Raw genomic sequence first — 24,634 nt, 5'->3', positions numbered from 1 at the left:
CACCGGTTGCCGGGCCCATCCCGGCACTACGGGCGCGCGGGCATCTTACCGCGCACCCGGTCCGTGTCAAGCCGCCAGTGCCAGTTTGGTACGGGGCGGCGCCACGGCGCCGGCCGGCTCTTCGACCTTGAACACGCTGACCACTTCCGTCAGCGCCACCGTCTGCTCGCGCAGCGACTGCGCGGCGGCGGCGGCCTGCTCGACCAGCGCCGCATTCTGCTGGGTCGTGACATCCATTTCGGTGACGGCCTGGTTGACCTGCGAGATACCCTGGCTCTGCTCGCTGCTGGCGGCGCTGATTTCGGTGATGATGTCCATCACGCCGCGCACGCTGGCCAGGATCTCACCCATCGTCACGCCCGCTTCGCCGGCGAGCCGGTCGCCCGTTTCCACGCAGGCCACCGATTCGCCGATCAGGTCCTTGATTTCTTTTGCCGCTGTCGCCGAACGCTGCGCGAGGGTGCGCACTTCGCCGGCCACGACGGCAAAGCCACGGCCCTGCTCGCCGGCGCGTGCGGCTTCGACCGCTGCATTGAGCGCCAGGATATTGGTCTGGAACGCGATGCTGTCGATGACGCCGATGATGTCGGTGATCTTGCGCGACGACGCGCTGATCGACGCCATCGTGCCCACCACCTGCTCGACCACCTTGCCACCCTTGACCGCCACATCGCAGGCCGACACGGCCAGCACACTGGCCTGGCGTGCATTGTCGGCGTTCTGGATGACGGTCGAGGTCAGTTCTTCCATCGATGACGCCGTCTCTTCCAGCGCGCCGGCCTGGCGCTCGGTGCGGGCCGACAGGTCGAGGTTGCCCTGCGCGATTTCGCCGGATGCCACCGCGATGGTCTCGGCCCCGCCCCGCACTTCGAGCACGATGCGCTGCAGGCTGGCCGACATCTCCTTCAGCGCCATCAAGAGCTGGCCCGTTTCATCGTTGCTGCGCACCGTGATCGCAGTGCGCAGATCGCCCGCCGCGACGCTGCGCGCGGCCTCGACCGCTTCGTCGAGCGGCCGCGTGATCGAACGCGACACCAGGATACCGGCGATGACGGCCACGACGGCGCCCACCAGCATCAGGCTATAGCTGAGCAGCGTGGCCTGTTTGCCGACCGCATCGGCCTGGGCCGCGCTGGAAAGGCTGACGGCCGACATCTTTTCCTGGGCCTGCACCAGCAACTCGGCTGGAGCACGGTCCTTGCCCTTGACGGCGATATCGCCGGCGCCGGCATCGAAACCGGCCGCTTCGAAATCCTGGTAGCCGCGCCGGAAATCCGCACCCATGGTCGCGTGCGCCGCGCCGAACTGCGTCACCAGCGTTCGCACTTCGCCTTCCGGCATGGCGTCCAGCAAGGCCTTGACCTGTTGCGCGACTTCCGTCTCGTTCTTCTGGAACGCGTTCCAGTACTTGACCCGTTCGCTTTCCTGTTTGCCACGCAACAGCGTGTTCTTCCATTCCTGGACCTGCTTGCGGAAATGGGACAGCAACGCTTGCACTTGCTGTGCCTGGCCTTCGGTGACCACCGCCTGGCGATAGGTGTCGACCGAGCTGTTCAGCTGCGCCATGCCGAAGAAGCCTGCGCAGGCGACGAGCAAGGTGACGGCGGCAAAACCCAGTGGTAATTTGCGACTTAGTTTCATGGCAGGTCCTGAATATATACGCGCGAAGCGCTTAAGCGCAGTGTATCCCCAAGCGTAACTCTTGAATCTATACGGCAATATTTTTGGACGATTTTGGATACAAACCTGCCGTTGCGTCAGATTGGCGCAACAGCCGGTTGGTTAGTGCTCGCTGTCTACAGCAAGACCATATTGTCGCGATGGATGAGCTCAGGCCCTTCGACGAAGCCCAGGATGCGTTCGATCTCGGTCGACGAATGACGCATGATGCGCCGCACTTCGCTGCTCGCATAATTGGTCAATCCGCGCGCCAGCGGCTTGCCCGCTTCGTCCACACAGGTAACCACCTGGCCGCGGCCGAACTCGCCCTTGACGGCAATGACGCCGATCGGCAGGAGCGACTTGCCTTCGCGCGTGAGCTTGGCTGCGGCGCCGGCGTCGATGACGACTTCGCCGCTCGTGTGCAGATGGTCGACCATCCACTGGCGGCGCGCCGTCAGGCGGCCGGTCGGGGCCAGCAACTGCGTGCCGATCGCTTCGCCACCCGCCAGACGCGTGAGGACATCCGGCTCGCGCCCCCAGGCGATCACGGTGTGCGCGCCGGAACGCGCAGCGCGCTTGGCCGCCAGTACCTTGGTCAGCATGCCGCCACTGCCGATACTGCTTCCGGCGCCGCCCGCCATGCTTTCCAGTGCCACGTCGCCGGCCTGGGCATGCGCGATCAGGCGCGCATCCGGGTTCTTGCGCGGGTCGGCCGAGTACAAGCCGGGCTGGTCCGTCAGGATGACAAGTGCATCGGCTTCGATCAGATTGGCCACCAGCGCACCCAGGGTGTCGTTGTCGCCAAACTTGATCTCGTCGGTGACGACGGTATCGTTCTCGTTGATGATCGGCACCACCTTCAGGCGCAGCAAGGTGGTCAGCGTCGAGCGCGCGTTCAGGTAGCGTTCGCGGTCGGCCAGGTCGGCGTGCGTGAGCAGCACCTGGGCCGTTTGCACGCCGTGCGCGCGAAAGCTGGTTTCATAGATTTGCGCCAGGCCCATCTGGCCACAGGCGGCACACGCCTGCAGTTCGTGGATATCGGTGGGGCGCTTCGTGAAGCCCAGGCGCAGCATGCCTTCGGCAATGGCGCCCGAGCTGACCAAGACCACGTCCTTGCCAAGAGCGCGCAACGCGGCAATCTGGGATGCCCAGCGGGCAATGGCATGATGGTCCAGCCCCCTGCCCTCGTCGGTGACGAGGGAGGAGCCGACCTTGACAATGATGCGGGAAGCTTGTTGGAGAGCGGAGTTCATGGCGACAGGAATTTTCCCCGCGGTCGCAATGCGAGCAGGGAAAGTCCTGCCAGCAGTTCAACCGCGCAGACAGCGAATAAGACCCCCGTGGGCAAGCCGATTGCGAAAGCCGCCGCAAGGCGGCCGGCCGGCTGGGCCAGGAGGAACAAGGCAGTCAAGTCGCCCAGGATCGGCAGATCGCCGTGCCTGGCCGCCAACAGCGCCAACCCCGCGGTAGCGAGGCGCACGCCCACATAGATGGCGTAGAACTGGCTGTAGCCATTCACGCCAACCAAAAACAGGCCCATCGCCGACGCAATACGGTCGGGATCGAGCAATGCCGCCAGCGAGGCCAGCGAGCTGACGGTCGCGACCAGCTGAAGCAACTGGCCACGCAGCCAGGCACGCGACCAGCTCAGGGTCTGAGGAGCGCCGCCGGCCAAGGGTCAGTCTTCGAGGATCTTGAAGCGTGGATCGTCCGGATCGATCGACGAAATCCCGCGCGCTTCTTCGGTCATCGCGGTTTCTTCGGCGCGGTGCTCGGCATGGCGCTTTTCTTCCAGGTGCAGGTAGATCGCGTTGATCAGTTCCTGGCAGCCTTCGCGGTTCAGCGCCGAAATCTCGAACACCGGGCCCTTCCAGGCCAGGCGCTTGATCATGTCCTTGACGCGCTTCTTGCGCTCGGCCTCGTCCAGCACGTCGAGCTTGTTGAGCACGAGCCAGCGTGGCTTGTTCAGCAGCTCTTCGTCGTACTTTTCGAGTTCCTTGATCAGGGCCTTGGCTTCCTTGACCGGATCGATGTTCGCTTCGAACGACGACAGGTCGACAATGTGCAGCAGCAAGCCGGTACGCGCCAGGTGACGCAGGAACTGGTGACCCAGGCCCGCGCCTTCGGCGGCGCCTTCGATCAGGCCCGGAATGTCGGCCACGACAAAGCTCTTTTCGTGCGACACGCGTACCACACCCAGGTTCGGGTGCAAGGTGGTGAACGGGTAATCGGCGATCTTCGGGCGCGCGTTCGAGACGGCAGTGATGAAGGTCGATTTACCGGCGTTCGGCATGCCCAGCAGGCCCACGTCCGCCAGGACTTTCAGTTCCAAACGCAACGTGCGACGCTCGCCTTCCTTGCCTTCGGTCTTTTGACGCGGGGCGCGGTTGGTCGAACTTTTAAAGTGGATATTGCCCCAGCCGCCCTCGCCGCCTTTGGCGAGCAATTCGGTCTGGCCATGTTCGGTCAGGTCGGCAATGATTTCGCCATTGACATCATCGATGATGAGCGTGCCGACCGGCATGCGCATATAGATGTCTTCGGCACCCTTGCCGTAGCAATCCGAGCCGCGGCCCGGTTCGCCGTGCTTGCCGGTGTGGACTTTCGAATAGCGAAAGTCGACCAGCGTGTTGACGTTGCGGTCGGCAACCACAAAGATCGAGCTGCCCGTGCCGCCATCGCCGCCGTCGGGACCGCCAAATGGGCGGAACTTTTCGCGCCGGAACGAGGCGCATCCGTTGCCGCCGTCGCCTCCGATGACTTCAATTTTTGCTTCGTCGATAAACTTCATGATTGTGACCGCTTAAAAACTAAAAAAGGCCCTACCGTGGGCAGAGCCTTTCGATGGAAGGCTTGCGCCTTGCAAAGAAGCGCCGCTCGGAAGCGGCGCGAGTGCGTTATTACGCTGCGACTGCTTCCGCTGCTTCGTTAGCAACGACGGTCACGAATTGCTTCGAGCCGACGCCTTGCTTGACGAACTTGACGGTGCCAGTGACCAGCGCGAACAGGGTGTGATCCTTGCCCGTACCGACATTGGTGCCGGCGCGCACTGGGGTGCCGCGCTGACGAATGATGATGCCGCCGGCATTGACTGCCTGGCCGCCGTAGATCTTCACGCCGAGGCGCTTGCTTTCTGAGTCACGGCCGTTGCGGGTAGTACCGCCGCCTTTTTTGTGTGCCATTTATTTACTCCTGGATGACGTTGCTGGGGACCGGAAACGGGGATTAGCCGTTGATCGAAACGATCTGGATTTCGGTGAAGTTTTGGCGATGGCCCATACGCTTCTGGTAGTGCTTACGACGACGCATCTTGAAGATACGCACTTTGTCGTGGCGACCCTGCGAAACCACTTTCACCAGCACCGTTGCACCTTCGACCAGCGGAGCACCAAACTTGATGCTTTCGCCTTCGCCAAGGGCGAGGACCTGATCGATCGTGAGTTCGGAACCAATGTCTGCCGGTATCTGTTCTACTTTAAGTTTTTCACCAGCGACAACTTTGTATTGCTTGCCACCGGTTTTTATGACCGCGTACATGATTTGAAACCTCATCAAATGTTAAAAGAACCCCTCGGCGCGTCGACCTGCGCTTGACACGCAGGACTAATCTTAAGCCGGGGAACAGAGGATTATACATAAGTCGGTGCAGTGCGTCAAAACCATTCGGCGATCGCTTCACTGCGTCGGGCAGCATCCATGGCTGCATCGCCCGCTCTCTCGCAAGCGCACCCCTCTCAGCCCGACGGTTCGCCCTCCCATGACGTATAATCGCCTCACTCTTATAGTTAACCCAACGCTCACGCAGGTCAGCCTTGTCAGCCGCTACCCAACACGCCCAACAGAACACCATCGTCCAGTCGATCGCGCCCGATATGGAGGCCGTCAACACGGTGATCCGCCAGCGGCTGCATTCCGAAGTCACGCTGGTCAACCAGATCGCCGAGTACATCATCAGTGCCGGGGGCAAGCGCATCCGTCCAGTACTGGTACTGCTGCTGGCCAATGCCTATGGCTACCGGGGCACCGCGCACCACGAGCTGGCCGCCGTCGTCGAATTCATCCACACCGCCACGCTGCTGCATGACGACGTCGTCGACGAATCGTCGATGCGCCGCGGCCGCCAGACCGCCAACGCGCTGTTCGGCAACGCCGCCTCGGTGCTGGTCGGCGACTTCCTCTACTCGCGAGCGTTCCAGATGATGGTTGGCCTGGACAGCATGCGCATCATGCAGATCCTGTCCGACGCCACCAACGTGATCGCCGAAGGCGAAGTGCTGCAACTGCTGAACATGCACGACCCGGACGTGACCGAAGCGAGCTACCTGCTCGTGATCCGCTCCAAGACCGCCAAGCTGTTCGAAGCCGCGGCCGAACTGGGCGCGCTGATCGCCGGCGCAAACGATGCCCAGATCGCCGCCGCCGGCGAATACGGCCGCTCGCTGGGCACCGCGTTCCAGCTGATCGACGACGTGCTCGACTACGCTGGCGACGCCGCCGAGATCGGCAAGAACCTGGGGGACGATTTGCGCGAAGGCAAACCGACCCTGCCCCTGATCTGGCTGATGGAACACGGCACGCCCGAACAGCGCGAACTGGTCCGCAGCTGTATCGAGCAAGGCGACGAAGCGCAATTCGACGCCGTGCTGGCCGCCGTGACGTCGAGCGGCGCGCTCGATTACACGCGGGCGCAGGCCGAACAGGCAGCGCGCCGGGCGTCCGAAGCCATTGCCGGTTTGCCCGACAGCCTGTTCAAGAACAGCCTGCTGCAACTGAGCAGCTTCGCCGTTGACAGGAACCACTAAGCGATTTTATATTACGACCATCCCGGGGTGGTTGTACGTACACTCCGAACCGTCGGGGTGTAGCTTAGCCCGGTAGAGCGCTACGTTCGGGACGTAGAGGCCGGAGGTTCGAATCCTCTCACCCCGACCAGACAACAAAAAGCCAGACGAGGCGTCAGCCGGTCTGGCTTTTCATTTGTCCATGCCTGGATCAGTGGTCGTCTTGCGCGATACCGCGCCGCGTCACGTTGCGATTGTCGTCATGCTGCGATTGCAGCGTTCACAGCATCAGAACCCGTTTCCTTCCGCAGCAATACACCCCATGGTAGTACTGCGAATTTTTACCGCAAATGACACACCCGAATTCCGGCACGCCCGGCGGCTTGGCTTTATACGCCTTGACCTCGACGCCATTGGCGTCCCAGCTCGTTCCCATCAATTCAAAGCCTGCGGCACTGGCCTCAGATGCCGACGCCGCTTCATATGCCAGAAACAACACGGTGTCACGCTTGTTGGTGGCGCTGTATTCCGCCGCCCGTGCCTGCCATGAGGCAAAACTGTTCATCGTGTGCTGTCCTGGTCTGAAAGATGGTCTGATGCGGTCGATCAACCACAAGTTGCCAGTCTACACCAGTGCCGTGCCACCGACGTTCAGGCGCCAGCTTACAGCCCAGCACGCCCTGGAGAGAACGCCGAAACGTTTTTGAGTTTTCAACAATACTTTGATTTATAAAAATTTAGCCCGGCCCAGGACACGAATACAAAATCAGAGGTTCCGTTCGGCACGTAGAGGCCGGAGGTTCGAATCCTCTCACCCCGACCAGACAATCAAAAGCCAGACCGGCAAACCGGCCTGGCTTTTTTATTACCCGCCTTTCGGCATCAGGCCGCGATGCTGCATATGCGGCTTATGGCGCAACGCCAACCGTATGCTGCAGATTGTTGAACCCGGTCGACGCTTCCCACGTGTTGCTGTTGGCCAGCTGGATCGCATACTCGGGGCGATCGCGCAGCGACGTCTGTGGATCCGGCAGGTTCAGCAGCACCGAGTACGAACCCGCCGCCATATTGGCCGGCAGCGCCACGGTCTGGTTGATCGTCACGGTCTGGTTCGACAGCCAATGGCGCGGGTCGGTTGCCAGCTTGACGCGATGGGTTGCTCCGCTCGCCGTGTTACGGAACACGAGTTCCACGTCGCGGCTGTTGAATGGCGCCGACCAGCCCTCGTTCTGCAGCTGCAGGTTGACGACGAAGCCGCCACCCGGTTTCGCCGTGCGCGAGAACGCACCGCTCTTGAGCACGAAGCGGTAGCCCAGCTTTTGCTTGACCTGGGTGAAGCAACCCTGCGTTTTCCAGTTGTTCAGCACCGTCGTGTTGTAGTCCAGGTTCAGGTACGACCAGTGGAAGCGGCCCATTTCGGCAAGGGCAGTCGGGCAATCGCTGCGTGGCGGCGCATAGTTGCAGGTCTCGCCGCCCGATGCGACGTAGTTCGTTTCCGCCGCCAGGTACGGGAACTCCACCGATGGATTGATGTAGGTGCCGTAGTCCGATGCATTGGACAGGAAGCAATCGTTGTGGTGGCCCAGGCGCGCCTTGGCCGAACCGTTGTAGGCCTCGCTCGCGGTCAAGGCGGTTGGGGTGTACAACTTGGTCTTGAACAGCGGCATGCGCAACTGCACCATGCGTTCAGCCGGCACCACTTGCAGCAGCTTGTCGACCACAGACTTGCGGTCAGCAATGTTTTTGGCGGTCATGTTGTAGCTGTCGCCATAGTTGTTGGTGTTGCCCCACTCGCCCCACGCACCGATCAGGCCGGCCTGCACGACGGCGATGATGTCCTTGTTGGCCGTCAGGTACGGTGCCAGCTGCGTCAGGTGGGTGTTGACCATCGCCGGGGTCGCATCCACCGGCGAGTTGTTGTCGTTGTAGGCGAAGCGGACGATGGCTTTCAGGCCAGCCTTGCGCACCGTATCCATCTGTTGCTGGAACAGATTGAGCGTGGACTGGCTGATCGGTGCGTTGACGAAGCTGCGCAGATAGAACACGCACAGCATCAGCGATTCACCACCCGATGTGCGGAAGCTCGTCAGTTGCGACTGGCTCAGCGGCGTCTCGCAGCCAACGTGGCGATAAAAGCCGCGCTCCGGGTTGGTGATGACGGCCGTGCTGGCGGTGTAGTTCACTGGCACCGTGGTGCCCGGGGTTGGCGTTGGGGTCGGCGTTGGCGTCGGCGTCGGCGTCGGCGTGGGCGTTGGTGTTGGTGTTGGCGTCGGCGTTGGCGTCGGTGTTGGCGTTGGCGTTGGCGTTGGCGTCGGTGTTGGCGTTGGCGTCGGTGTTGGCGTCGTCTTGGTGATCGACAGGCGCAGGATCGGCGAGAGTTGCGCTGGTGGATCGGTCTGGGTGATGAGGCTGATGTTGTCCGCGCCGCCGAGCTCGGCACGAGTCACCGTCATCGTTGCCAGGTTATTGGCCGATGCGTACGGCACGGTTTTGACGAAGGTCCAGGCCCAGGAGCCGTTGCTGCCGCTGTAGCGGTACAGGCGGCCATTCTCGATCATGTAACCGGCGCCGACGCCGTTGAATGCATAGCCGGTCGTGGTCACGGCATCGTTATCGATGTACACGCGCACCCAGGCCGGCGTGCCGGCGTAACGAATGCGGATGCTAAGATTGGTGCCGTCGCTGCTGGCTGTCATCGGGCCCGCCGTGACCGAGGCCAGCGCCACAGGCGCAGCGACGGCAGCCGACATCAGCGCCGGGCTGGAAAGAAGCCCGGCGCACAGCAGTGCGAGCCCGATTGGGCGACGTACGGAAGGAATGGAATTGATGTGAATAGGTGACATTTGATAATCGCTTTATATAAAAATCCAACAACCGGCGCGTGACGATCCAGTCGCCGCTTGCAGCGCAAGTGGCGGGAAGCATCCGCAGACGAAGAGCGTGACGATCCCGCTGCCGCTCGCATCGGAGTGGCAGGGATATCCGCAGGACCTGCTGAAATGGACTAGCTGTATCGACTGGCGATCAGCTAGCGGCGGGGAGCGCGGCAAAACGCTATGGTGGATAACTGGCGACGAGAAGACGGATTGGTCTTCCCATGACATGACGCGAGAAAGCGCACACAGACATCCCCTGCTGGGCGTGCTGTGGCTACAACGATGTGCTATCGATCATGGCATCTCCTCATTCCTAAAATCATGAAACCGTTTGAGTTTCCTCAAAGCGATTGGTTCCAAGAAATAAAAAATAATTTCTTTGAGAAAAAGTCACCGCTTTCGGTTCCTGCCAGCCCAAATGGATGTAGTGGGCTAGCAGAAATTCAGCGCCAACGTCTGATGTGTGTCAGAAAAATGCTTCTTAAAAATTCAAACACTGGCGTTGGAGATGCTTCGGCTCAATTAGTTCCCAAAATATTTTTCTTTGGGAAAACTGAAACGTTGCAACATTGTTTTAATCAATTGCAAATTGGGAATTTTTTAAATGCGTGACGCAGCCGGAGCGTGCTTGAGGCTGGTAGAGAAACGATGAGGTTGGTAAAACAACAGGCGGGGGGGTTACTGCTTGTGGGTCGTGATGACACTACGTAGTTCACTCAGCAACAACGTCAGCCTTGACGTCATGCGTGCAGGTTGACGGCATGAAGACGGTTTCCCACATGCGCGATATTTTCTCCATCGAGAACCGCTCTCGCGCATCGACGGCGCGCTGCGCGAATCTGGCCCGCGCACGGCTGTCACGCATCAGGGTATCGAGCGCCGACGCCATGCCTTCGACGTCACCGGGCGCCACCAGCACGCCATCGATCCCGTGACGGATGATGTCCCGCGGACCGGTATCGCAATCGAAGCTCACCGCCGGCAAGCCATACGCCATGGCTTCGACCAGCGTGTTGGGAAAGCCTTCGAAATGCGAACTCATGGCATACAGACTGGCCCGCGCATACCAGTCGCCCACATTGCCGACACTGCCGGGCAAGAACACGCGCTGCCCCAGTCCGCCGGCCTGCACCTGCGCAGCCAGTGCAGCACGCTGCGCACCCTCGCCCAGGATGACGAGGTCCCAGTCCGGGTGCGCGGTTGCCAGCCGGGCAAAGATGGCAATCAGGGTCGTGAAGTTTTTTTCTTCGCTGAGCCGGCCAACCCCCAGCAGGATCTGCCGGCCGGGCGCGCACGAGATCGCGGGACTGACATGCGGCGCATGCTGCGCCAACGGCCAAACGACTGGGTTCGGGATCACGGGAATGCGTCGGGCACGGGAATGGCGCTCCAGCCAGTGCGCGCATTCGTGCGTCAGCGCGACGACAGCGTGCAAGCGGCTGTAGGCATGACGCCGCAACGTTTCCCAGATCACGCCCATCGGCGCCTTGGGCGGGAAGTTATGTTCGGAGCCGACCGTGCGCATGCCAGGCAGCCCGCGCGCCGCCAGTGCCAGCACGACATTGGCCGTGTGCATGGCGGATAAGGCCACAGCGGGCTGCACCTCGCGCAATACCCGGCGCAGCGCACACGCGCGCCGGGCCGTGCGCACGAACCCGGCCAGCAAGCCACCGCCCTGGCCAGCCAGATCAAGGCAGCGGCGACCGACGCCGGCATCGAGCACGTAAAAATCACGCGCCTGCGGGGCCACGGTCACCACCGTGACGGCCCAGCCGAGCGACGCCCAGTGGTTGGCCAGATTGGCGACCACCCGCTCGGCGCCGCCATTTTCCAGCGAGTGAATGTAGATCAGTAATCGCATCGTCGACCGTTGCCTCCAGGTTTCATTGCACCACCAACGGCATATGCCCGGAATGCGCGTACTGCGCCAGGTGACGGTCCAGGCAGACCGTGCCGGGCGTGATGCTGGCCGATGGATTGGCGACGACGCGGCCGTCGAAGTCGCCGGCAATCGTGCCGTGCAGCACGATACGGTCCCATACCCGGGACGTGGTCGCCTTGACGAAACGGGCTTCGTGGTCGAACAGAAACAGTGTCGTGGCGGGAGCAGCATTGGCGACATGGACCGTAGCGTCGATGTTGCGGATCGTGCCGTCCGGTTCAGCGCCCTGGTGATAAAGGTGAACATGGCTGCCGTAGTTGCCCTCGCCCGAGGCCTCGAGCGCGATCCGTACGTTTTTTACATTGCCCACGCTCGCGCCGCCGCAAATCAGTGCGATGAGCCCATTGCTACCAGGCCACTGGGCGGTACTGGACACCATTACCCGGATGTCGGCATTGCGCAGCGCCGACGCGATAACGGCACGCCGCACGTCGTGACATACCAGATCGATATCGGCGTTCTCCCTGATGAAACTGGCGTTGACGCCGTAATACGCGTAGCGCACTTCGCCGTGTACACGAATGTTGGAAAGCAAGCGCCGCGTGGCGGCGTTGTTATGCGACGAGAGCAGACTCACGACCCGTTCGGCGTAGCAGTCGACCAGCGTGAAGCCGTGGCTCGGCCGGTCCGCCTGGATGCCCACGCACACCATGCCGCGCCAGTCGGGCCGCGGGTCGAATCCTGCATCGGCGAAGCTGGCGCCGGCAATCGTGATGTTCTGAAAATTGAAAAAGTAAAACAGGTTGGGCATGACGTTGGCGTCTGTCGTGACCGTAAACAGGGCGCCGTACGCCGAGATGGCAATGTCGCGCGCATTGCGGCACAGGACGAACGTGGCGGCGTCGGTGCAGCGTCCAAAATCATAAACGCCGCGCGGCACCAGCAGCGTACCGCCGCCCTGCACTGCCAGATCATCGAGTGCCTGGCGAAATGCCCCGACCAGCGCTGCCGTGCGCGCCCCGGGCAAACCGCCGTAGTCGGACAGGCTGACGATGGCTGGCGGTACCATGGCGGCCTTGATGCCGCTCACCTGAGTACGCCTGGGCTGGCCTCCCGTTGCATCGCCAACCGGTGCTGGCAACAATGCCGCCGCCGCGCCCAGGGCGGCGCCACGCAGCAGCAAGTTGCGCCGCCTTGTTGACAGGCTCTTCATCTGGTCACCATGCTAGCAAAGCATCACTTGCGGCGCTGTAACAGGTAAAACGCCTTGAACACGAGTCGCGCCCAGGTCGCCCGCTTGTGCTGGTGCAGCCGTTGCTTGGTCGACCGCATGGCCGCAGCGATTGTGGCGCCGATCGCATGATCGATGTTGCGCAGCAGTTTTATGGGCGAACGATAGAGATGCACTTCATCCATGTAAAACGGCACGCCCAGCAAGCGTTCCTTGAAAGCGAACACGCCGCCACCCAGATAGAACCGGGTTCCGCCGCGCACGATGCTTTCGCAGATCGTCAGGAAGACCCACAACTTGCCAAGCCCGAATTTTTCATACTGTGGGTCGTACCCCATCGCGTCGCCGAAGAAGCTGGCGCCAACCCGGTAATTGACGGAGCCGGCGCAGATGCGGCCGTCGATCAGGATCACGTGCACGAATCCGCACAGTCTGGCCAACCGGGCAAGACGCGCCACGTCGTAGAAAAACACGGCGTCGCCGGCATTGATCTTTTGTTCGCTCAACGCAACGATCGCCCGGATATGATCTTCGTCGATATCGTCGTTGACGAAAAAGCGCGACTCGAACGACGGAAAGTGGCGCCGGATGCCATTCAGGCCCTGGTTGATGCTGGCGCGCGTGGACTTGCCGATGCCCGCCTTGTAGGCATCGGGCGTGGCGGGCAGCGTGACGACATAGCTGCCCTTGGCCGGGTACTGTTGCACCGGAAATCCGAGCTCGCCGGCCGCGGTCTTGATGGCCTTGAAACTGATGACGTCAATCTGCGGAAAATGCGCGAAAACATACGCCACGAAGCGCGCCATCTCGGCCTGGGGGACCTCGATCATTTCGTTGATGACGTCGATCCGGCGACCGTTGAACGTAAACAGCAAGACCGTGCTGGGCGCGCCGGCGCTGTGGGCCAGATAGCAACTGGCATTCTCGATCGACCGGAACACCTTGAAAAACGCCAGTGACGAATGCAGCGACGCATAGGTCGTCACCAGGGCTTCTTCGACGTCGGCGGGCAGTTGCCCGACGTGACACGTGACGCTGTCGGGCGGGGGAGTCAATGCGCTTGCATGCATGCCGGTTGCTCCTGTTGCAGGTTGGCCGGGCTGAAACCACAGCGCGCCAGATTGTTGTCCAGTTCAGCGCTCAGGCTGCCCTGGTAGTGAATCGCCGATTGGGGATCGCGGCGGCGGATGTCCTGCACGACGCCTGCGATGAATGCCTCGACCAGATCGGGCTGCATGCATTGCCGATGCACGTACAAGCCGGACAGGACCATGCCTTCGCCCCCCGCCCCCCCTTTCGCCCAGCAAAACAGGCCCAGCCGGTTGCCCTGGACGAGGCTATAGAAATGGTCGGATCGTTCCATCCGCTTCATGACGGTGTTCAAGAATGCGCAGTAACCCGATGCCGCATCGTTGGCGTCAAATTGCAGCACATCGGGCAAGCTGTCGCGGGATGGCAGCAGCGCCCCTGCGGCCCCGCGGAGAGACGCGGATCGAAGGGTGCGAGAGACGACTGCAGGGCGTGCGCGGCGCCGCAGCCACCCGGCAGCGATACTAGCCAAGCGCTGCCGCCGGATGCCATGCACGATGGCGAGTACGTCATGGTGACGCCAGCCGGCCCGGCTCGCCAGTGCCCTGGCGGCATCGATCAGGCGCTGGCGCGCCGCTGTCAGCAAGAAGCTGCGCAGATCGCGGTGGATCGTCAGTGTCGAGACGTGATCGTGCGCCGTCGCAAAATGCTCCTTGTACCCATCGCCGCCCGGCGTCAGGTCGAGCAGCGGCATCTGCTGCGCCGCGAGATGCACGCCCAGCATGGCCAGGAGCAAATTGCCTGGGGAGTGGGCAGATGTGGCAGGGTGATAGGTATTGATCCCGAGATGCACGGCCCGGCCCGCGCTCAAGAGGCCGATGTGGGATGCAGCAATGGCGCCGTCCACCGTCAGGATCGTGACGTGCAGCAGTCCTTGCCGGTGCAGCGCGATGTAAAAACGCTTTTTTGCTGCGTCGAGCATGAACGGCCTTGCGCGATACAGCGCCGCCTGCCTGAAATCATACTGGTCGCAAATGGCGTCGATGACGCGCAAGAAATGGGCATGCTCGACGACCTGCTCGAACCGCACTGCGCCCAGCCGGCCCAGGCGATTGCTATTTTGCCGGTGATTTTTCTTGTTGCGCTGCCGGTGCATCGCGACCGGGTCGATCTGCATCAGTGGCCGGCGCACGGACCGCAGCGTCACCCACCGTCGTGCATCGGATGCATCGTTGCGCCACGCATCGAGCCAGGACAGCGGCGTGCCGGCCGGCAGGTAACGCAACGCGAGATCGGCGCGCGGACAGCGTTCGCGGATGGCCCGCAGCGCCCCCGTGATGAACGATGTGCCAGCATCGGGGGGCTGCAGCCAGCCCTGGTATTCGGCATGGCATTCACCGGCACCGGTGAGGCGCTTGCCCTTGTCGTCCAGAGCCAGCGGCAACAGGCCGACCAGCGCGCCGTCGTCGGTTTCCTGCAGGACGACAACGGGCACGAACAGCCCCGCGTACAAGCCGTACCACGGCAACACGAAATCGGGATGCTGGCAGGCAGTGGCCCAAGGGCAGGCAGCATGCAGTGCCCGCCACGCCGTGACGAATGTCTGCGCGCCGATATGGGCCAGTGCGGCGTCGCCGGTCAGTAAGCGCAGCGCCATATCAGACTTGCGCCGTTGTTTCGAGGCCCTGCACGGCATGTGCGTGCCCATTGGCTTCGATCTGCCGCAGCGCGCTCAGGTAGCGCGCAATCACGACGTTTTCATCGAATTGCGCGACGACCTTGGTCCTGCCCGCCTGGCCCATGGCCAGGCGCTGCGCCTGCGTCAGGCCTACCATCCGGATCATCTTGTCGGCCAGGTCGGCCGCATCTTTTACATTGCATAGCAAGCCATTGGCCTGATGCTCCACGATATCCTTGCAGCCGGCCACGTTCGTGGCAATGATCGGACGTGCCATCGCAGCCGCCTCGAGCAGCGTATGCGGCACGCCCTCGCGGTACGACGGCAACACGACGCAATCGGCACGCGCCAGGTAGGGCCTGACGTCGTCGGTCTCTTTCAGGTACTCGATCAGACCGCTGGTTTTCCAGCCCGCGATCCGCTCAACCGGGATCGAGTTCGGATTGTGCGCATCGATCGGCCCCAGCAGCTGGAACCGCACCCCCGGCAATTGCTGACGCACGATGCGCGCTGCGGCGGCGTATTCCTCAATACCTTTGTCGCGAAGCATCCTGGCCACCAGCAAGAAACAAAACGCCTCCGCTGCGGGTAGCTGCACCGGATCCGGCTGGAATTGCTGCAAGTCGATCCCGGAGCCGGGCAGGACTTCGGCCACATCGGGCCGCGCCAGGCCCGCGTCGACGAACAGCTTGCAATCATCGGCATTCTGGAAGAACACCCGGTTCGAATGCCTGAGCGAGCAGCGGTACAGCTGCTTGACGAGGTACGTTAATGGAGAGTTGTTGATGAAGGTCGCGCCGAGACCCGCGATATTGTTGATGACCGGAATACCGAGCCGGTGCGCGGCAATCGATCCATAGATGTTCGGCTTGATCGTGTAGCCCAGATAGGCCAGCGGACGCACCGATTGCAAGACACGCCAATACTTGACCAGCAGCGACAAGTCGCGACTGGGGCTGGTGCCGTTATTGTCCATTGAAACGGTCTTGAAACGACAGCCGAGCGATGCCAGCCGGTGCGCATAGGCATCGGCGGGCGCCATGACCATGACGTCATAGCCTTGCGCGATCAGGGCCTTGACCAGGCCGGAGCGAAAATTGTGGATATTCCAGGCGGTATTAACCGAAATAACGATTTTCTTGTTCATGGTGTTCATCCTCAGGAAGATCGGACGCGATGCACGAGGGTCATGTCGCCAGTGGGCATGGGGCCGCGACAGCCGGCGGCGCCGGGCAGTGCAGCGCGGCGTCATCCGCTTCACGGTGCGGCCCGGCCTGCTGTTCGAGCCACGACTGGAACATCAGGACATCCCACAAGTGGTATTGCCAGTTGCGGCGGCCATCCAGGTGCTCGCGCCAGCGGGTGCGCAGCAGCGCAGGCTCGAAAAAGCCTTCGCTGCGCAGCCGCGACTCGGCCAGCAGGGTTTCGGCCCAGTCGCGCAGCGGGCCCCGCAGCCAGTCGCCAATGGGCACGCCAAAGCCCATTTTGGGCCGCTCGATGAGTGCTTGCGGCACGTAGCGATACAACACCTGCCGCAGCGCCCACTTGCCCACGCCATCGCGCAGTTTCAGCGCCAGCGGCAACCGTGCGGCGAATTCAATCACGCGGTGATCGAGAAACGGCACCCGCGTTTCCAGCGACACGCTCATGGCTGCCCGGTCAACCTTGACCAGGATGTCGTCAGGCAGGTAGGTCAGCGTGTCGAGCGCCATCATGCGTTCGACACCACCGAGCCCGGCCAGCACCGGCGCGGCGCCGCGCAGCAAGGTGGGCGGCTCATGGCCACCGATCACGAGTGCGGCCGGATCGTCCCAGTGCGACACGAGGCCGAGGTACACCGCGTCGAGCGACGCGCTGGCCATGATGTGCGCGCCTTTGTGCAGCTTGTCGCCCGTGTTGGCAAAGCGCATGGCGCGCGGCAGACACGGCCTCAGCGTGCGCGCCAGCCGGTTCCACGAAGCCACCGGCATCCGCATGATGCCCCGTGCAGCAAGCCGGCGTACGGGCAACGGCGCCGCGCTGATCGACTTCCACAGGTGCGCGGCGAAACCATAGCGGGTGTAGCCGCAAAACAGTTCGTCACCGGCGTCGCCCGACAGCGACACCGTGACGTGCCGACGCGCCAGCTGGGATACCAGGAACGTGGGAATCTGGGACGAGTCGGAGAACGGCTCGTCGTACATCGACGGCAGCCGTGGAATCACGGACTGGGCCTGCGCGGCTGTCACGTACAGCTCGGTGTGATCGGTACCGAGATGGCGGGCCACGGCTTTTGCATGGGGCGCCTCGTCGAAGCCCTGCTCGTGAAACCCGATCGAAAATGTCTGCACCGGCCGCGTTGAACAAGCCTGCATCAGCGCGACGATCGTCGACGAGTCGACGCCGCCGGACAGAAACGCACCCAGCGGGACGTCAGCCATCATCTGCGCGCCGACGGCGGCCCTGAGCAAGGTGTCGAGCGCATCGACGGCTTGCCCGGGCGTGCCCGCAAACGGCGTGGCCGCGCCCGCCGTGCACTGCTGCGCTGCCGACCAATACGTGTGCAGCACCGGTTCCGGGCGCCCGGCCGAGACGGTGAGCAGGCAGCCCGGCGGCAGCTTGGCGATGCCGCGATAGATCGAATGCGGCGCCGGCACATAACTGTGCCGCAGTTGCAGGCACAGCGCCGCGCGATCGATATCGGCAGCACAGGCCGGATGTGCGCGCAGTGCCTTGAGTTCGGAGCCGAACAGGAACACCGCATCGTCTCCCCTGCCCTGCCAGCCGTAATACAGGGGCTTTTCGCCGACGCGGTCGCGCCCCAGCGTCAGCACGCCCGTCTGCCGGTCCCAGACGGCAAAGGCGAACATGCCGATGGCGCGTTCGACCGTGGCCGCAATGCCCAACGCATCGAAACCGGCAAGCAACGTTTCGGTATCGGAACGACCGCGCCACCCGCACACACCGGCACTCGCCTCGAGCTCGTCGCGCATGGCCAGGTGGTTATAGATTTCGCCGTTGAAGACAAGCACGAAGCGGTTCGAACACGAGCGCATCGGTTGCTGACCGGCTGGGGACAGGTCGATGATCGCCAGGCGCCGGTGGCCCAGGGCGATGCCATGCTCGCCGTCGGACCAGTAGCCGGCGTCGTCGGGGCCACGATGGTAGATCGCATCGGTCATGCGCCTGAGCCAGCCGACCTGATCAGTTGCCGGTAAAGGCGCCGCAGCCAGAAATCCAGTGAATCCGCACATCAGAGTTCCCCTCTCGCAATGACGCCTTCATAAATGCGCTCGAAGCGCGCCCGCACGCACCCCATCGTGAACCGGGCGCCGATCCGCGCCCTGGCCTGCTGCCCCATTTGCCTGCGATGCGCGGGGTCCAGCGCTACCAGTCCCGCCACGCCCTGCGCGAGCGCGTCGGCGTTGGCCCGGGGCACCAGCACGCCCGTGTCCGCCATCAGGACGGCGACGTCGCCAACATCGGTTGCCACGCACGGCAACCCCATCGCCATCGCCTCGCCCACCACATTGGGAAAAGCCTCGGTGCGCGAGGAGAGGCAGAAAATGTCCATGGCGGACAGGCAGATGGCAATGTCGGTGCGTTCGCCCAGCAAGACGAAGCGCTCCGTGTAACCCGTGGCAGCGATCCAGCGCAACAGTTCGGCGTTGTCTGCATCCAGGTTCTTGCCAATCATCAGGAAGCGCAGCTGCGGGTAACGGCTGGCAAGCTGGCCGGCGGCGTTGACGAAGTTGGCATAGTCCTTGTCGAGGTTGAAACGCCCCAGCGTACCGAGCACGATGTCGTCAGCCGCGAAGCCGCAGCGTGCCCGCAGCGCTGCGCGTTCGTCATGGCCGGGCGTGAATGCCGACAGATCGAAGCCATTGCCCACGACCACCATCCGGTTGGCATCGTAGCCAAGCAGGGAATGGGAGCGGCGCGCCGCCTCGGCCACGCACACAATGGTGTGCGGCACCCAGCGCGACAACGAAGCGCACAGATAGCGCACGAGCGCGGTGCTGCGCGCACAGCCGCCGTCGACATCGGTCGTGCGAACGCCCCAGATGACATTGCGGTTGCCGGCGAGCCGGGCTGCCAGGCCGCCGAGAAAATCGGCGTGATAGAGCCAGGTCTGGACGATATCGGGACGCATCGTGCGCATCAGGCGAATCAGGCGCACGAGGTCGCTGACGGGCGCGCGCCGCACATCGAGCACGATCAGCGTGATGCCGGACGCGACAAACCGCGAATACATGCCGCCGCCTGGGCTGAGGGCAATGACCGTGTGGCGGTACTGGCTATCGCGAAACGCGAGGATGAGCCGGTACAGCGCCATCTCGGCGCCCCCCACCGCCAGGCCGGTGATGACATGCAGGACGTGGCGCATCATGACGGATCCCGTGCGCCCGGTACGGCGGGCGACGTAAAGGCAGTTGCGGAGGCAGAAGCGGAGGGGGAAGCAGATGCTGAGGCAAAGTCGGCCATGCATTGGCTTTGCATGCCATGGGTGTCGGCCAGGCGCTGGTAGTGGCGCAGCAACACTTCGAGCTGTACCAGATTCTCATCCAGGTTCACGCCAAAATTGTGCGGATGCCACCACAGATGAAATGTACTACCCTCACGCGCTGCCAGCGCCATCCCCTGCTTCAGGCGACGCAGGCGCAGGGGCAACAACGCACGGTGCCGCCGCGACCACGGGTAGAGAAACTGGCTCCCCGGCACATTCACCAGTGCGCCATGCGACTGCGGGCGTACGGTGCGCTTGCCGCTCAGCGGCAGGCAGGCATCGGCAAAGCGTGCTGCGCGACCGGCAATGCCGCCGACCACGGCGTCGCCATGGCGGTACAACGGGTGCCGCGCATTGCCGCGATAAACCTGAATCGCCGCCTGGGACAGAATGGGGAGGAAAGCCGCGACAATCTGATTGCGTGGCAGTACCGCGCTACGCAAGCTGGCACCCATGCCGGCAGCCACCGATTGCGCGCATGCGAGGTCCGCCGCAAATTGCGCCGGTGATGCGCCCGCTTCATTGCAATAGAAATGACCATAGGTGTGCGTCCCCAGTTCTTGCCCCTGCGCTGCCAGGATTTGCTCGACCAGTGGCCGCGCGAAGAACAGCCGCGGATAGCTGCGTACGAACTGGTCCATGCCATACGGTGACAGCGAACGGCGTGCATAGCCTGGCAAGAGCGCCGGCCGGGTGGCGCGCCAGTCATCGTAGTTGCGGCACATGATCATCCCGACAGTTGCCCAGGTCACGCGCACACCGTAGCGCGCGAACAAGGCCAGCATACGGGGCACGGCCTGCCATTCGCCCAGCACATTGCGCCCATAGCCAGCAATCGTCTGCGTATCGGCGACGCCCCAGAACAGCTCGAAATCGAGCGAAATGACAAATTTTGCGAAAGCCATGGTTGAGTACGAAGAGCGCGTCGTCGATACCGTTTGTGCGTGCAAGCACGCGTGATGTGATGCAGGCCGGGCCGGTCGGGTCATGACATGCTGGACGGCGTTTTTTCGGCGCTAGCGCGCCATGCGTTGCCTGGGCCAGGGCCAAGGCGTCAGTGAGCCGGCCGGTGCACTGCCCGGCATGGCGCATAACAGCGCGAACGTGGCCAGCCAGTACGAGGCGGCATCGAGCATCTGATGGGTGAACATCGACATGAACGCGAACAGGAATGCCATCGCATACCGCAACCCCGGATCGCTGAAAAACCTGCTTTTACAGAGCATGATGAGCATCCATCCCCATAATAAAATCCCCATGACGCCATATTCGGCCGCTAAAAGAAGAAGCTGGTTATGCGTGCTTCCCCGGTGTCGCCAAAAATGCGTGGCGCCAGCACCTGAACCAAATAAAGGGTTTTGAAGAAATAACTCCCAACCAGCCTGAATCACACCTGCCCGCTCTTCCGAGCTATCATCATCGAAGGTAAAGCTGGAGAAGAAGTTGAGCCTCGACAGAATATTGGTGGCTGCGTCTTCAAATTCTTCTCTGGAAGATATATAACTTTCGAAGCTGCCGATAAAGACGAGAAGAATACCGATCGCAATTGTCAGTGATATCACAGCGGATTTCGGTAATGTTCGTTTGTAAATAAAGAGCCCCAGCAATACCATCCACGCAATGATTGCGGCACGGGAAAATGTGCTCAGGATGGCGATCCCGGCCAATAAAAACAGGGGCATCCGATAGCGGCGATCAAGCACGGCAAAGCCGAGTACCACGATGTGCAGGATGGCTTCTCCAGCCAGGTTCGGATTGATGAACATGGCTGCCGCCCGCCCAAGCACTGCACCGGTCAGATCAACCGGATACAACAATCCTGGATTGGCAAAATCGACGATGACGGCGCATGGCACGACGGCCATCAGGACGAACATGATCCGCAAATACATTCTCGCGGGGGAGATATAGGCAACGAATCCCAGGAACAGGGCGAACAGAATATATTGTGCGCGCGTCGTGATCAGGGAGCGCCTGGCTTCGGCATGCATATCCATGAACGCTGCCCCGCCAACGTCCGCGCTGGCAGGAAAACCAGCCAAGTGGATCATATTCAAAGAAAATAATAATAATGCCCACAACGCGAATGGGGACACCAGGTAATCACCAAGCGCTTGCCACCGCATGGCCATCAGCGGCGCAATGAATGCAAAGATGCCGAAATAAATAAACTTTGGCAATAATCGCGTATCGAGGACATATAAATAAACCGGCAGATTGGCGTACATGGCGCCAAGCGCAACCGCCATCAACAGCGTGTGGTATCTGACGAAAAACCGGTGGTCAGTGCGTGGCGGTGTTCGTGACCCATGCCAGTTGGGCAGCCTCGCTTCGTTGCCGGCGGCGAGGTCAGGGTTCATGGGCAGGGTCTTGCGTTGCAACCAACCGGCTGTCTGCATGGCTGACTTCGTGGTTGCCTGCATGGCTGACTTTTTGCGTGCCTGCATGGCTGACTTTGTGGCCACCTGCATGGGCCAGTGCCTGACTGCCGCACAGCGACAAAAACAATGTTTCCCACATCTGCCCGATCTTCTCGACCGAGAAGCGCTCCCTCGCCTGCGTCGCATTGATCGCCAACTGCCCGCGCAATGCCGCGTCTCCCATCAGGCGTGACAATGCCTCGCTCAGGGCGGCGATATCATCTGGCGGGACCAGCAGACCGTCGATACCGTGCCGGATGATGTCCCGCGGCCCTGTATTGCAATCGACGCTGACCGCAGGCACGCCATGGGCCATCGCTTCGGACAGGACGTTGGGAAAGCCTTCGGAAAACGAGGTCAGCGCAAAGAGATCGGCTTGGCCATACCAGTACGCGACATTGCCGGCCATCCCTGGCATGGCCACGCGCTGCACCAGTCCCATGCGCCCGATCGTCGCTGCGAGCCGGGCACGCTCGGGCCCCTCCCCAAGAATGACCAGATCCCACTCCGGAAAGGCACCCGCCAGGCGCGCGAACGCGACGATCAGTGCATCGAAGTTTTTCACGGGGTCGAGGCGCCCGACGGCGAGCAGGCGCTTGCGCTGCGGCTGGCACAGTCTGGGAAGACTGCGCCGCGGCGGATTGTCCGGCAGTGGCCAGGCGATGGCATTGGGAATGACGACCACCCGTGACGCCGATGTTCGCGTGTCTATCCAGTGCGCGCACTCGCCCGTCAACGCCACCATGGCCGACAGCCTGCCGTACAGCGTACGGCGCAGAACATGCCACAGGCGGCCGAGCGGTGCGTGCGGCGGATAGCAACGCTCGGAGCCGATCGTCTGCAACGCTGGCAACCACAGGCTGGCAAGGGCCAGCAGCACATTTGGCGTGCTCATCATTGCGAGCGCGATGTCTGGCCGCAGACTGCGCAACAGGCGCCGCAACGCCATCACCCGCCTTGTGTTCTGCCACAGGCCATGGAGCGCATGGCGACTGGCCCCTGCCAGATCGAGCGAAATGCGCCCTACCCTGCGATCGAGCGGATAAAAATCGGCGCTGACCGGCGCCAACGTGACGATGGTCACCTCGCTCCCCTTGCCCGCCCAGAAATTGGCCAGTGTGCACGCGGCGCGCTCTGCGCCCCCGGCGGACAAGCTATGCATCAGCAACAGGATCTTCACTGGATGCGCTCCATGGTTCAGAGACACGGCGCAGGGCGCCGTGGTGGCGACCGGCGCCGCAGCGCCAGCCAGAAGAACAGCGCGTTGAGACCGTACACCGCCATCGTCGCCAGCGCGATGCCATTGACGCCAAGACGTGGCACCAACAAGATGTTGCCAAGTACCTTACCGCCACAGCCGATGACGCCGGACCAGGCAATCAAGCCGTAGCGGCGTTGGCTGAGTGCATAGCTCACCAGCACCATCGACGCAAAATAGAAGGGCAACTGCGGCAAGCCGTAGCGCAATACCTCGGCGACCTGCGCCGTGTCGGTGGCACCGAACTGGCCACGCTCGAACAGGAGTCGTATCACCCACGGCGCGGCGAGATAGCTCAACAGCATGACGGCGACCCCACCGGCGAACATCAGGCGCGCCCACGACACGGCGACACGGTAGACCTGCCCTTCAGCATCGGCGCTGACCTGCGAGAACACCGGCAGCGTGGCGCGCGAGACGGCGATGGCTGCCAGGCCGAGAATCAGCGACAACACCCGATTCGCGTAGCCCAGCGTGGCGAGCGCCCCGGTCCCGAGGCCAACCGCGTAGAACTGATCGATGATCACGGTAAAGCTCATCAAGGCCTGACCAGCGAGCATGATGCCGAAGCCTTGCCAGAACCATTGCCACTGGGCAGAGTCTCTGGTGAAGACAGGCGCTTCGAATTCGCGGCGCCTCGACATCGGCGCCAGGAGCGCCAGCAGGTGGCAGGCGCAGCCGGCAATCGTGCCCCAGACAAGGGGGTTGATACCGCCGCCAGCAAATAGCAGGACTGCGGCTGTAATGAACAGCGTTGGCACGCACTCGAGCAAGGTGTTGACGTGGCGCTGCGCCGCAAGCAGCCACGTCGATAGCAGAGCGACCAGCAGGCCAAGAGGGAGCATGAGGATCAGGCCGGGAAGCGCCGTCGCGGCGAGCTGCGCCGAGTGCGCCGGCAAGCCGCTGCGGTCGAACCGCAACAAGGCGCCGATGCCCAGCCACCCGAGCAGCGCCAGCGTCATGCCCAGCACTAGCGTAAAACCGGCCAGTTCGGCAAGAAAACGCGGGATCGCCTGCGGACTGGACTCGCGCATGCGCGCCACCAGCGGCACGAGCACTGCAGTCAGCACGCTGGCCCAGATGCCGAGTGGCCAGGACACCAGGTTGTACACGAACTGGTAAGCATCCACCTCGGCGGCAAGGCCGTAGCGGTAGGCGACGGCCATTTCTTTCATCGCGCTCATCAGCTTGCCGAGCAGAGTGAACAGCGCCACAGTCAGCAGCCCGCGGAAAATCGCGAGATGCTGCGGATCGGCGATGCGGCACCGTGCGCCGAGCGTATCGAGCAGACTCACTTGCCCTCCGCGTCGCGGCTGAGCGACATCGTCAGC

Annotated in this window: 21 protein-coding genes and 1 tRNA gene; 3 read left to right on the top strand and 19 right to left on the bottom strand. The window is 62.5% G+C overall.

Going from position 1 to position 24,634, the window contains the following annotated elements; genetic code table 11:
• Positions 1–66 precede the first annotated feature (66 nt).
• The 6 genes from AC56LW_RS07790 to rplU all read right to left on the bottom strand — a co-directional run bounded on the left by AC56LW_RS07790 (position 67) and on the right by rplU (position 5,199).
• Positions 67–1,641: a methyl-accepting chemotaxis protein gene (locus AC56LW_RS07790; protein WP_499633295.1), complete on the bottom strand. Its 1,575-nt coding sequence runs from the start codon at positions 1,639–1,641 to the stop codon at positions 67–69.
• Positions 1,642–1,796: 155 nt separating this feature from the next.
• Entirely contained in the window at positions 1,797–2,915 is a 1,119-nt protein-coding gene (proB, locus tag AC56LW_RS07785; RefSeq protein ID WP_332530220.1) for a glutamate 5-kinase, read from the bottom strand.
• Positions 2,912–3,337 (bottom strand): hypothetical protein, encoded by a 426-nt coding sequence (locus tag AC56LW_RS07780; RefSeq protein WP_499633293.1) that lies wholly within the window; start codon positions 3,335–3,337, stop codon positions 2,912–2,914. The genes proB and AC56LW_RS07780 overlap by 4 nt, the downstream gene beginning before the upstream one ends.
• 3 nt (positions 3,338–3,340) lie before the next feature.
• Complete coding sequence (gene cgtA / locus AC56LW_RS07775; protein WP_183549345.1) at positions 3,341–4,453, bottom strand: Obg family GTPase CgtA; 1,113 nt, start codon at positions 4,451–4,453, stop codon at positions 3,341–3,343.
• A gap of 109 nt (positions 4,454–4,562) precedes the next feature.
• Positions 4,563–4,844: a 50S ribosomal protein L27 gene (gene rpmA, locus AC56LW_RS07770; protein ID WP_332530218.1), complete on the bottom strand. Its 282-nt coding sequence runs from the start codon at positions 4,842–4,844 to the stop codon at positions 4,563–4,565.
• Between the two features lie 43 nt (positions 4,845–4,887).
• Positions 4,888–5,199: a 50S ribosomal protein L21 gene (gene rplU, locus AC56LW_RS07765; RefSeq protein ID WP_183549341.1), complete on the bottom strand. Its 312-nt coding sequence runs from the start codon at positions 5,197–5,199 to the stop codon at positions 4,888–4,890.
• A 275-nt stretch (positions 5,200–5,474) separates the two neighbouring features.
• Between rplU and ispB the strand changes: the two genes are divergently transcribed.
• Complete coding sequence (ispB, locus tag AC56LW_RS07760; protein ID WP_332530217.1) at positions 5,475–6,464, top strand: octaprenyl diphosphate synthase; 990 nt, start codon at positions 5,475–5,477, stop codon at positions 6,462–6,464.
• A 53-nt stretch (positions 6,465–6,517) separates the two neighbouring features.
• Positions 6,518–6,594: transfer RNA gene (locus AC56LW_RS07755), tRNA-Pro, on the top strand.
• 129 nt (positions 6,595–6,723) lie between these two features.
• On the opposite strand, the gene AC56LW_RS07750 is transcribed toward AC56LW_RS07755, so the two are convergent.
• Both AC56LW_RS07750 and AC56LW_RS07745 read right to left on the bottom strand, forming a co-directional pair.
• Complete coding sequence (locus AC56LW_RS07750; RefSeq protein ID WP_332530216.1) at positions 6,724–7,008, bottom strand: hypothetical protein; 285 nt, start codon at positions 7,006–7,008, stop codon at positions 6,724–6,726.
• Positions 7,009–7,351: 343 nt separating this feature from the next.
• Positions 7,352–9,286 (bottom strand): DUF4832 domain-containing protein, encoded by a 1,935-nt coding sequence (locus AC56LW_RS07745; protein ID WP_499633291.1) that lies wholly within the window; start codon positions 9,284–9,286, stop codon positions 7,352–7,354.
• A 354-nt stretch (positions 9,287–9,640) separates the two neighbouring features.
• On the opposite strand from AC56LW_RS07745, the gene AC56LW_RS07740 reads away from it, so the two are divergent.
• Positions 9,641–9,931: a hypothetical protein gene (locus tag AC56LW_RS07740; protein WP_499633289.1), complete on the top strand. Its 291-nt coding sequence runs from the start codon at positions 9,641–9,643 to the stop codon at positions 9,929–9,931.
• 100 nt (positions 9,932–10,031) lie between these two features.
• Here the strand turns inward: AC56LW_RS07740 and AC56LW_RS07735 are convergent, their stop codons facing one another.
• The 11 genes from AC56LW_RS07735 to murJ are packed head-to-tail and all read right to left on the bottom strand — an operon-like array spanning position 10,032 to position 24,598.
• Positions 10,032–11,180 (bottom strand): glycosyltransferase family 4 protein, encoded by a 1,149-nt coding sequence (locus AC56LW_RS07735; RefSeq protein ID WP_499633287.1) that lies wholly within the window; start codon positions 11,178–11,180, stop codon positions 10,032–10,034.
• A gap of 22 nt (positions 11,181–11,202) precedes the next feature.
• Positions 11,203–12,414, bottom strand: a complete 1,212-nt coding sequence (locus tag AC56LW_RS07730) for a hypothetical protein (RefSeq protein ID WP_499633285.1) — start codon at positions 12,412–12,414, stop codon at positions 11,203–11,205.
• Between the two features lie 23 nt (positions 12,415–12,437).
• Positions 12,438–13,502 (bottom strand): GNAT family N-acetyltransferase, encoded by a 1,065-nt coding sequence (locus tag AC56LW_RS07725; RefSeq protein ID WP_499633283.1) that lies wholly within the window; start codon positions 13,500–13,502, stop codon positions 12,438–12,440.
• Positions 13,484–15,118 (bottom strand): GNAT family N-acetyltransferase, encoded by a 1,635-nt coding sequence (locus AC56LW_RS07720; protein ID WP_499633281.1) that lies wholly within the window; start codon positions 15,116–15,118, stop codon positions 13,484–13,486. The genes AC56LW_RS07725 and AC56LW_RS07720 overlap by 19 nt, the downstream gene beginning before the upstream one ends.
• A 1-nt stretch (position 15,119) precedes the next feature.
• Positions 15,120–16,286: a glycosyltransferase family 4 protein gene (locus AC56LW_RS07715; protein WP_499633279.1), complete on the bottom strand. Its 1,167-nt coding sequence runs from the start codon at positions 16,284–16,286 to the stop codon at positions 15,120–15,122.
• Between the two features lie 40 nt (positions 16,287–16,326).
• Entirely contained in the window at positions 16,327–18,372 is a 2,046-nt protein-coding gene (gene asnB / locus AC56LW_RS07710; protein WP_499633277.1) for an asparagine synthase (glutamine-hydrolyzing), read from the bottom strand.
• On the bottom strand, positions 18,372–19,508 hold the full coding sequence (locus AC56LW_RS07705) for a glycosyltransferase family 4 protein (RefSeq protein ID WP_499633275.1): 1,137 nt from the start codon (positions 19,506–19,508) through the stop codon (positions 18,372–18,374). Before AC56LW_RS07705 ends, asnB begins: the two co-directional genes overlap by 1 nt.
• Positions 19,505–20,614: a polysaccharide deacetylase family protein gene (locus tag AC56LW_RS07700; RefSeq protein ID WP_499633274.1), complete on the bottom strand. Its 1,110-nt coding sequence runs from the start codon at positions 20,612–20,614 to the stop codon at positions 19,505–19,507. The genes AC56LW_RS07705 and AC56LW_RS07700 overlap by 4 nt, the downstream gene beginning before the upstream one ends.
• A gap of 27 nt (positions 20,615–20,641) precedes the next feature.
• Positions 20,642–22,048, bottom strand: a complete 1,407-nt coding sequence (locus tag AC56LW_RS07695) for an O-antigen ligase family protein (protein ID WP_499633272.1) — start codon at positions 22,046–22,048, stop codon at positions 20,642–20,644.
• The gene (locus tag AC56LW_RS07690; RefSeq protein ID WP_499633271.1) at positions 21,975–23,225 is read right to left on the bottom strand and encodes a glycosyltransferase family 4 protein; all 1,251 of its coding nucleotides are present in this window, start codon (positions 23,223–23,225) and stop codon (positions 21,975–21,977) included. The genes AC56LW_RS07695 and AC56LW_RS07690 overlap by 74 nt, the downstream gene beginning before the upstream one ends.
• 17 nt (positions 23,226–23,242) lie before the next feature.
• A complete protein-coding gene (murJ, locus tag AC56LW_RS07685) occupies positions 23,243–24,598 on the bottom strand; it encodes a murein biosynthesis integral membrane protein MurJ (protein WP_499633269.1) in 1,356 nt (451 codons plus the stop codon).
• Positions 24,599–24,634: the final 36 nt, after the last annotated feature.

It is taken from the genome of Telluria sp. LT2P80 (assembly GCF_059685955.1).
Note: the sequence above shows the minus strand (reverse complement) of the source record. Positions and strands in the feature narration are given on the sequence as shown.